Below are 8308 nucleotides of genomic sequence, written 5' to 3'. Positions count from 1 at the left end.
TTTGATTGCATTTCAGGTTGGGGTTTTTGGGGCTTGCAAGTGCGAGGTCGGGAAAGCCTTGGCATACGCCTGGCAAACCCTCAGCACCTGCTCATCCGCAAACCGCGCCCCCACCACATGCAACCCCACCGGTAAGCCATTCGCGGCCAACCCGCACGGCACCGACGCCGCCGGTTGCTGGGTCAGGTTGAAGGGATAGGTAAACGGCGTCCACTCCATCCATTCCCCAAGGCCTGAGCCCGGCGGCACGTTATGCCCGGCCTCGAACGCGGTGATCGGCATCATCGGCGACACCAGCACATCGTAATGTTCATGGAACGCCGCCATGCGCGCGACCAGCGCAGCCCGTGCTTCCAGCGCCGCACTGTAGTCACTGAGGCTGATCTGTTCGCCCAGTTGCGCAATGCGCAGCAACCCCGGGTCCATCAGTTGCCGCTGAGCATCGCTCAACGGCCCGGCCAGGCGCGCCGCACCGGCGAACCACAGGGTATTGAACACCTCCAGCGGATCACTGAACCCCGGATCAATCTGTTCAACATGGGCACCCAACTGCACCAGGCCTTCGACCGCCTGGGCGACGACCCGGGCCACTTGCGGGTCCACGTCCACATAGCCGAAATTCGGGCTGTAGGCGATACGCACGCCCTTCAAGTCAGCCCCGGCCTGCAACCATGGCGTGGTCCGTGGCGCGCCGATCAACCCGTCCCGCGGGTCCGGCTGGGCGATGGTTTGCAGCATCAGCACCGAGTCTTCCACGGTGCGGGTCATCGGCCCCAGGTGGGACAGAATGGTCATCGAACTGGCCGGCCATTGCGGCACGTAACCGAAGGTCGGCTTGATGCCAAAGGTGCCGGTGAACGCGCAGGGAATCCGGATCGAGCCACCGGCATCGCTGCCCTGGTGCAGCACGCCCAGGTTCAAGGCCGCCGCCGCACCGGCACCACCGGATGAACCGCCCGCCGTCATGCGCGTGTCCCAGGGGTTGCGGGTAATCCCATACAACGGATTATCCGTGACGCCTTTCCAGCCGAACTCCGGCGTGGTGGTCTTGCCCAGCAGCACCGCGCCGGCCTTGCGCATGAAGGCCGAGAAGGGCGCATCCACATCCCACCGGCCCTCGGCGGAGGTGGTGCGCGAACCCTTGCGCGTCGGCATGCCGATGGTCTGCGTCAGGTCCTTGATGGACGCCGGCACACCGTCCAGCGCGCCGCACGGCTGGCCCTTGAGCCAGCGCTGTTCCGAGGCTCGGGCCGCGTTCAAGGCGCCTTCCGGGTCGACGTGGCAGTAGGCGTTGACCGCCGGGTTGTAGCGTTCGATTCGCAGCAATGCATCTTCGGTGACTTCCACCGGCGACAGGCTTTTATCCCGATAGAGAGCCAGCAGCTCAACAGCGGTCAGGTTGGCGATATCCGTCATGCCGCTTTCCCTCCTTGCGCCGCGTTGACCATGGCCCGCAGCAACACGGCGCAGCCCGCTGCCAGGTCATCCGGTGCGGCGTTTTCGATTTCGTTGTGGCTGATGCCGCCTTCGCATGGCACAAAAATCATCCCGGCCGGGCCCAGTTCGGCGACGAAGATCGCGTCATGCCCGGCGCCGCTGACGATGTCCATATGGCTCAGGCCCAGGGCGCTTGCACCCTCGCGCACGGCGTTGACGCAGGCGGGGTTGAAGTCCAGCGGCGGGAAGTCGGCAGTAGGCGTCAGTTCAAAGCTCAGGCCGTGTTGCTCGGCAGTCGCTTCGATCACCTGGCGCACTTCGTCGACCATCGCTTGCAGCTTGTCGGCGTGCAGGTGGCGCAGGTCGATGGTCATGTGCACTTGGCCGGGAATCACGTTGCGTGAGCCGGGGTGCAAGCTCAGGCAACCGACAGTGCCGCAGGCATGGGGTTGCTGTTCGTGGGCGATGCGATTCACCGCGCTGACCACTTGCGCCGCGCCTACCAAGGCGTCTTTGCGCAGGTGCATCGGGGTGGGGCCGGCATGAGCTTCGACGCCGGTGAGGGTCAGGTCGAACCACTTCTGGCCCAGGCAGCCCATGACCACGCCGATGGTGGTGGCTTGGTCTTCCAGCACCGGGCCCTGTTCGATATGCGCCTCGAAATAGGCACCCACCGGATGGCCCAGCACGGTGCGGGAACCGGCATAGCCGATGCGCTGCAATTCGGCGCCCACCGACAGGCCTTGCTCGTCCTGCTTGTCGAGGGTTTCCTGCAAGTCGAACTTACCGGCGAACACCCCGGAACCCATCATGCACGGCGGGAAACGCGAGCCTTCTTCGTTGGTCCACACCACCACTTCGATCGGTGCTTCAGTCTCTATATTCAAATCGTTAAGGGTGCGGATCACTTCCAGGCCGGCCATCACGCCGTAGCAGCCGTCGAACTTGCCGCCGGTAGGCTGGGTGTCGATATGGCTGCCGGTCATCACCGGCGCCAGTGCCGGATTACGCCCGGCGCGGCGGGCAAAGATATTGCCGATGGCGTCGATGCTGACGCTACAGCCGGCCGCCTCGCACCATTGCACAAACAGGTCGCGGGCCTGGCGGTCAAGGTCGGTGAGGGCCAGGCGACATACGCCACCTTTTGGCGTGGCGCCCAGGCGAGCGAGGTCCATCAACGATTGCCACAGGCGGTCGCGGTTGATCAGCGGGGCGTTGCTCTGGAGCGGTTGCGCAAAACTATTCATCAGCAGTCTCCGGTCAGGCACTCAGGGCCAGGTAACGGTTCTTGATCGTCGGGTCGGCGCGGAAGGCTTCGGCACTGCCTTCGTACACCACGCGGCCTTGTTCGAGGACGTAATGGCGGTCGGCGAGCTTGTCGCAGACCATCAGGTTCTGTTCCACCAGCAGCACCGGCAGGCCGTCTTCCTTGACCTTGCGCAGGATCTTCACCAGTTCGTCGACGATCACCGGCGCGAGGCCTTCGGTGGGTTCGTCGAGGATCAGCAGCTTCGGATCGTTGAGCAGGGCGCGGGCGATGGCGAGCATCTGTTGCTCGCCGCCAGACAGTGCGTGGCCGGCGTTTTTGCGGCGCTCCTTGAGGCGCGGGAACATGCCGTACACGTCTTCCATCTGCCAGCGGCTGGTCTTGCGCACCGCGATGCGCAGGTTTTCCTCGACGGTCAGCAGGCGGAAGATCCCGCGGTTCTCCGGTACCAGTGCCAGGCCCTGACGGGCGATTTCGAAGATTTTCTGCCCCACCAGCGGCTGGCCGTTGAAGTGAATCTGGCCCTGGCGCGGGCAGATAATCCCGAGGATGCTGCGCAGGGTGGTGGTCTTGCCGGCACCGTTGCGCCCCAGCAGGGTCACCAGTTCGCCGGGATTGACGGTCAGGGACACGCCCTCAAGGACGTGGCTCTTGTCGTAGTAGGAATGGATATTGTCGACGGTCAGCATCAGGCGGCTTCTCCCAAATAGGCGGTGCGCACGCGCTCGTCGGCGCGCACGAATTCCGGTGTGCCTTCCACCAGGATCTGGCCGTGGCTCATCACGGTGATGCGTTGGCTGATGGACATGACGATGCTCATGTTGTGCTCGATCAGCAGCACGGTATGGTCGCGGCCGAGGTCGCTGATCAGTTGGGTCATGATCGGGATGTCGTCGATGCCCATGCCCGATGTGGGTTCGTCGAGCATCAGCAGCTTGGGTTTGGAGCAGATCGACATGCCGACTTCCAGCACCCGTTGCTGGCCGTGGGACAACTCGCCGGCCAAGGTGTCGGCGCGGGCGGTGAGTTGCAGGCGTTCCAGCACCTGGTCGGCCATCTCCAGGTGTTCGCGCTTGCTGTCGACCCGGCGCCAGAAGTTCAGGGCGCGGGCACCGTCGCGGCCCTGGGCGGCCAGGCGCAGGTTCTCGCGCACGCTGAGGTTCTGGAACAGGCTGGTGAGCTGGAACGAGCGGGCCATGCCCAGGCCGACGCGGCCGTGGGCCGGTTTGCGCATCAGGTTCTTGCCGTCGAAATGAATCGCCCCGGCAGTGGCCTGGCGTTCGCCGGTCAGGCAGTGGAACAGGCTGGTCTTGCCCGCGCCGTTGGGGCCGATGATGGTGTGGATGGTGCCGGCCTCGACCTTGAGGTTGACGCCGTTCACCGCGTGGAATGCGCCGTAGGCCAGTTCCAGGTTTTTGGTTTCCAACAGGATGCTCATGACAGCTTCTCCTTGCTCACAACGTCGGCCTTGCGGCTGCCGCGCACACGTTCGAACAGGGTCGACAAGCCGCCCCACAAACCGCCGCGCATGAAGATCACCACCAGGATCAGAATCACCCCCAGCAGCATCAGCCAGCGCGGCCACAGGTCAGACAGGAAGTCCCCCAGCAGCACGATGGAGCCGGCGCCCAGCAAGGAGCCGAACAGCGACCCGGTGCCGCCGACGATGGTCATGATCAGGATGTTCTCGGACATCGCCAGGTCGATGTTCGACAGCGGCACAAAGTGCAGCAGCATCGCGTACAGCGCCCCGGCAATCCCGGTCACGGCGCCAGACAGTACGAACACCAGTATCTTGAAGTGGCGGGTGTCGTAGCCGATGGCTGAAGCGCGGGTTTCGTTTTCGCGAATTGCCATCAACGTGCTGCCGAATGGCGAGGCGATCACCCGGCGCGCGCCGATGAAGATCAGCAGGAACAGCACCGCGACAAACCCGTAGAACGCGCGGGCATCGGTGAGGGACAACAGCACCGTGTCACCGATGCGGATTTCCGGGCGCGGCACGCTGAGCAGGCCGTTGTCGCCGCCGGTCCAGTCGCTCAGGGTGTAGGCGACGAAGTAGGCCATCTGGCTGAAGGCCAGGGTCAGCATCACGAAGTAAATGCCGGTGCGGCGGATCGCCAGGGCGCCCACCAGAAACGCCAGGAAACCACCGGCGACCGCAGCGCCCAGCAATGCGCTGAACAGGCCGAGTTGCAGGTGGATCATCAGCAACGCCGCGCAGTAGGCGCCGGCCCCGAAGAAGATGCCTTGGCCGAACGACAGCAGCCCGGTGTAACCCAGCAGCAGGTTGCAGGCGAGGGCCGCCATGGCAAAGATCAGGATCTCGGTGGCCAGGGTCGCCGAGGGCAAAATCAACGGTAAGCCGATCAATACCGCCAGCACCAACAGCAGCATGTAGCGCGACTGGGTTTTGGCGAACGGCAGGGGATTTTTCTCGCTCATGTCAGGCTCTCCCGAACAGGCCGTAAGGACGCACCAGAATCACCACGGCCATTGCACCGTAGATCATCAGGCTCGCGCCCTGGGGCCAGAGTGTGGTCATCAGGCTTTGCACCACGCCGACCAACAGGCCGCCGACCAGTGCGCCGCTGAAGGAACCCATGCCGCCAATCACCACCACCACGAAGGCCACGCCGAGGATTTCCGGGCCGACAAAGGGCTGGGCGCCGCGCAACGGGGCGAACAGCACACCGGCAACGCCTGCCAGGGCCACGCCGAGGGCGAAGGTCATGGAGAACAGGCGGAAAATGTTGGTGCCCAGCAAGGACACGGTTTCCGTGCTTTCACTGCCGGCGCGCACCAGGGCGCCGAAGCGCGTGCGTTCCAGCAGCAGCCACAGGCCAAGGCCAACGAGGCCGGAGAACACGATCAGGAACAGCCGATAGTAGGGGTAGACGAAATCGCCGACCACCAGTACCCCGCGCAGTAATTCCGGCACGGCGACGCTTTTGCCCACCGGGCCCCAGATCATCACGCTGGCTTCCTGGATGATCAGGGCGATGCCCAGCGTTACCAGGATCTGGAACATGTGCGGCAAGTGATAAATCCGCTGGATCAATAATCGCTCGATCACCCAGGCCAGTGCGGCCACCACCAGCGGCGCAATCAGCAGTGCCAGCCAGAAGCTGCCGGTGAGGCTGACGGCGGTGTAGCAGATGTAGGCACCCAGCAAAAAGAACGCACCGTGGGCGAAGTTGACGAAGTTCAGCAAGCCGAAAATGATCGTCAAGCCGACCGCGATCAGGAAGTAAATCATCCCAAGGCCCAGGCCGTTGAGAATCTGGAACAGGTAAAGATTAAGCATGCAGGAACCCTCGGCAGGTGGCCGCGTGAGCGGCCCTGCGCTGTGTCACCAGTAGATTTTCAGCGGATCAGCCGAGCACGCAGCCCGTGGCTTCCACCGGTGGGAACGACTGACCGGAGCTGAGCACCTTGGCCAGGTCGTCCTTGTCGGCCATATCGGCGGCGGCCTTGCCTGCCAGCAGGTAGTAATCCTTGATCACCTGATGGTCGCCGGCGCGGATCGATTCCTTGCCAGTGGGGCCTTCGTAGCTCAAGCCCTGCATGGCCTTAGCCACGGTCGGGCCGTCGAAACTGCCAGTGGAGATGATGGTTTCGAGCATGACCTTGGTGCTGATGTAGTCAGCGGCCAGCGGGTAGGTGGGGTTGATGCCGTATTTGGCTTTGGTCAGTTTCACCAAATCGCGGTTGAGCGGGGTGTCGACCTGATGCCAGTACTGCGCGCCGAGGTACACGCCTTCCAGTACGTCACTGCCCAGCTCCTGAAACTGATCGAGGCCGGCGGACCACACCAGCAGCACTTTCATGCGCTCCTTGATGCCGAAGTTCACCGCTTGGCGCAGGGTGTTGGACGACTGGCTGCCGAAGTTCAGCAGCACCAGCACATCGGGTTTGGCGGCGATTGCGTTGGTCAGGTAACCGGAGAATTCCTGTTCCTGCAGCGAGTGGTAGCTGTTGCCGGCGTGTTCCAGGCCATGCTCGGCCAGCACCGATTTGGCGCCTTCGAGCAGGGCTTCACCGAACACGTATTGCGGGGTGATGGTGTACCAGCGCTTGGCGTCGGGCAGCAGCTTGATCAGCGGCACGAGTGTCTCGCGGATCGCACCGTAAGTCGGCACCGACCAACGGAAGGTGGCGCTGTTGCAGTCCTTGCCGGTGACTTCATCGGCGCCCACCGGGGTCATGAACACGCCACCGGCCTTGCTCACTTCCTTGGCCACCGCGAGTGCCGAAGACGACAGGGTACAGCCCTGGAAGAAGCGTGCACCGTCCTGCTGGATTGCTTCCTGGACCTTGCGCACGGCCTTGCCGGCGTTGCCTTCGGTGTCGATCACCTTGTAGACCAACGGGCGACCGAGCAGCTCGGGGTGTTGTTCCACCGCGAGGCGTGAACCCATGTCGGCAAATTTGCCATAGCTGGCAAAGGCGCCAGACATGGACTTGAGGCCGTAAAAGGTAAAGGGCTCGGCGGCGAATGCAGAACGCACGCTCAGCGGAAGGCTGAGGGCGGCTGCGGCGGTGAGACTGGCTTTCAACAACGTACGACGCTGCATGGGGTGACTCCCTGGATTAGTTATTGGCAGGAGTGGCAATGGCGATACGGTGGAGCACGGCCTGTGGGCAGGCCTTTTATTGGGGGTTGGGGGGTGTCAGTGGTTGTGATCGAACTCCAGTAGAAAGTGCGGGCTGACTTCACCTTCAAGGGCGGTCATGTGGTGTTCGGCATCGCACATGTGTTCGTGCATCAGGCTGCGTACGGTGGCTTCGTCTTCGGCTCGGAAGGCGATCAGCAGTTGCTTGTGGTAGTCGAGGTTGGCGGCGTCGAATTGCTTGCGCTTGGGTTTGTAGGCTTTTTTCAGGACGACCAGGTCGCGCAGCAGGTCGTTGAGGAATTGCGCCATGAAGCTCAGTAGCGGGTTGGGGCATGCCTTGGCCAGCAGGTTGTGGAATTCGAGTTCGGCGATGCGTTGTTCGCGTTGGCCGGCTTCGCTGTCTTCGGGGGCGCTGCAGAAATCGACGTTGTCCTGGAGGGCGCGGTAGTCGTCTTCGCTCAGGTGGCCCAGCACGGAGACGGCGAGTTCGACTTCGATGACTTTGCGCAGTTGGTAGACCTGTTCGCCGTCCAGGTGCTGGAAGTGCAGGTAGTTGCGCAAGGCGCGGCTGGCGGGTTCGGTGCCGGCCTGGTTGAGGTAGGCGCCGCCGCTGGGGCCGGTGCGGGTGTTGACCAGGCCTTCGACTTCCAGCGCCTTGAGGGCTTCGCGGGCGGAGCCTTTGGAGCACTGGAAGCTTTCCATCAGCTCGCGTTCGGTGGGCAAACGGTCGCCGGGTTTCAGGGCATCGGTGACGATTGAGCGTTTGACCGACTCGACGATGACGTCGGAGAGCTTCTGGCGTTTGCGGCGCAACGGGCGGCTTAGCATGGTGGTTGATTGATCCTATTAATGCGCATTAATAGTACTTAATAGGGGTTTGGGGTGGGGCGTCAACGGAGGGGGTCGTTTTTGGTTTGGATGGGTCGTAAATGGGGTGGGTGTGTATATCCGTTGCTGCGGTCAGGGCCGCTTATGGTTCCGCCCTTAC

The 8308-nt window shown here is 63.2% G+C and carries 8 protein-coding genes; all 8 read right to left on the bottom strand.

The genetic code is table 11. The features are described 5' to 3' along the window. Positions 1-12 precede the first annotated feature (12 nt). A complete protein-coding gene (locus SNL23_RS20560) occupies positions 13-1416 on the bottom strand; it encodes an amidase (RefSeq protein ID WP_318303302.1) in 1404 nt (467 codons plus the stop codon). Then, entirely contained in the window at positions 1413-2684 is a 1272-nt protein-coding gene (locus SNL23_RS20555; protein WP_318303300.1) for a Zn-dependent hydrolase, read from the bottom strand. The genes SNL23_RS20560 and SNL23_RS20555 overlap by 4 nt, the downstream gene beginning before the upstream one ends. A gap of 13 nt (positions 2685-2697) precedes the next feature. Then, positions 2698-3393: an ABC transporter ATP-binding protein gene (locus SNL23_RS20550; RefSeq protein ID WP_008430585.1), complete on the bottom strand. Its 696-nt coding sequence runs from the start codon at positions 3391-3393 to the stop codon at positions 2698-2700. Beyond that, positions 3393-4142, bottom strand: coding sequence for an ABC transporter ATP-binding protein (locus SNL23_RS20545; protein WP_167665587.1), 750 nt, complete (start codon positions 4140-4142; stop codon positions 3393-3395). Before SNL23_RS20545 ends, SNL23_RS20550 begins: the two co-directional genes overlap by 1 nt. Further along, a complete protein-coding gene (locus SNL23_RS20540) occupies positions 4139-5149 on the bottom strand; it encodes a branched-chain amino acid ABC transporter permease (protein ID WP_076016159.1) in 1011 nt (336 codons plus the stop codon). The genes SNL23_RS20545 and SNL23_RS20540 overlap by 4 nt, the downstream gene beginning before the upstream one ends. Position 5150: 1 nt before the next feature. Beyond that, positions 5151-6011: a branched-chain amino acid ABC transporter permease gene (locus SNL23_RS20535; protein WP_003215751.1), complete on the bottom strand. Its 861-nt coding sequence runs from the start codon at positions 6009-6011 to the stop codon at positions 5151-5153. Positions 6012-6078: 67 nt separating this feature from the next. Beyond that, entirely contained in the window at positions 6079-7281 is a 1203-nt protein-coding gene (locus SNL23_RS20530; RefSeq protein WP_318303298.1) for an ABC transporter substrate-binding protein, read from the bottom strand. Between the two features lie 96 nt (positions 7282-7377). Next, positions 7378-8148, bottom strand: coding sequence for a FadR/GntR family transcriptional regulator (locus SNL23_RS20525; protein ID WP_076016161.1), 771 nt, complete (start codon positions 8146-8148; stop codon positions 7378-7380). Positions 8149-8308: the final 160 nt, after the last annotated feature.

Origin of the sequence: Pseudomonas sp. SED1 (assembly GCF_034044025.1) — a bacterium.
Taxonomy (GTDB): domain Bacteria; phylum Pseudomonadota; class Gammaproteobacteria; order Pseudomonadales; family Pseudomonadaceae; genus Aquipseudomonas.
This window is presented reverse-complemented; position numbering and strand designations above follow the sequence as displayed.

What these genes read in the sequence shown, in the direction of transcription:
- SNL23_RS20525 (WP_076016161.1), bottom strand. Translation starts at nt 8,148, where the DNA reads ATGCTAAGCCGCCCGTTGCGCCGCAAACGCCAGAAGCTCTCCGACGTC.
- SNL23_RS20560 (WP_318303302.1), bottom strand. Translation starts at nt 1,416, where the DNA reads ATGACGGATATCGCCAACCTGACCGCTGTTGAGCTGCTGGCTCTCTAT.
- SNL23_RS20550 (WP_008430585.1), bottom strand. Translation starts at nt 3,393, where the DNA reads ATGCTGACCGTCGACAATATCCATTCCTACTACGACAAGAGCCACGTC.
- SNL23_RS20545 (WP_167665587.1), bottom strand. Translation starts at nt 4,142, where the DNA reads ATGAGCATCCTGTTGGAAACCAAAAACCTGGAACTGGCCTACGGCGCA.
- SNL23_RS20540 (WP_076016159.1), bottom strand. Translation starts at nt 5,149, where the DNA reads ATGAGCGAGAAAAATCCCCTGCCGTTCGCCAAAACCCAGTCGCGCTAC.
- SNL23_RS20555 (WP_318303300.1), bottom strand. Translation starts at nt 2,684, where the DNA reads ATGAATAGTTTTGCGCAACCGCTCCAGAGCAACGCCCCGCTGATCAAC.
- SNL23_RS20530 (WP_318303298.1), bottom strand. Translation starts at nt 7,281, where the DNA reads ATGCAGCGTCGTACGTTGTTGAAAGCCAGTCTCACCGCCGCAGCCGCC.
- SNL23_RS20535 (WP_003215751.1), bottom strand. Translation starts at nt 6,011, where the DNA reads ATGCTTAATCTTTACCTGTTCCAGATTCTCAACGGCCTGGGCCTTGGG.